At 48.1% G+C, this 536-nt stretch carries 1 protein-coding gene; it reads right to left on the bottom strand.

The features are described 5' to 3' along the window. Positions 1-40: 40 nt before the first annotated feature. A partial coding sequence (locus R7Q09_RS28035; protein WP_318144192.1) for a DUF3612 domain-containing protein occupies positions 41-536 on the bottom strand: 496 nt, incomplete at its 5' end.

The following is a 536-nucleotide window of genomic DNA, read 5'->3' as shown; positions in this document are numbered from 1 at the left end:
TACCGCCAATCACCTTTCTTGTGATTGGCGTTTTTTCTTTCTAGAGACTGATAATATTCACATTGTCACCCGTCTCGTCCGCTTCCCCGCATTTGCTGTAACAGCTTGGTTGTCTTGGACATACCGCCCCTCTTGAACAAATCAATCTTGCTTGGCTTTGAATGCCGCGTTCTATCCAATTGATATTTAAGATTTTAGCGATCGTAGTTAAGTCTTTTTTGATATGAGGCGGAATAACACTGCTTCCGCCGGAAGCGACACAGAGAGACTTCAACTCTTCCGCTATGGAAACCGCATCGCCACCTTGTGCTGAAATCGCAGGGTTTAAATCTATCCCCGCGCACAACACTCGGTTGTTCCCCGCCGGGTCAAATACGTTGACCGATTCGCAGCAATAAATGCGTGGCTCGTCACCCACATTCAAAATCGAGATTTGCGCAGAGCTCGTATCTAAAGGTTGGGATAGGCGTCTGAATACCGCCCAGTGTTGGCATGGGTCATTCACTTTGCGCATGTTGCCCCAAGGAAGTGGGATG

This window comes from Vibrio sp. 2130-1, from assembly GCF_033339515.1.
This window is presented reverse-complemented; position numbering and strand designations above follow the sequence as displayed.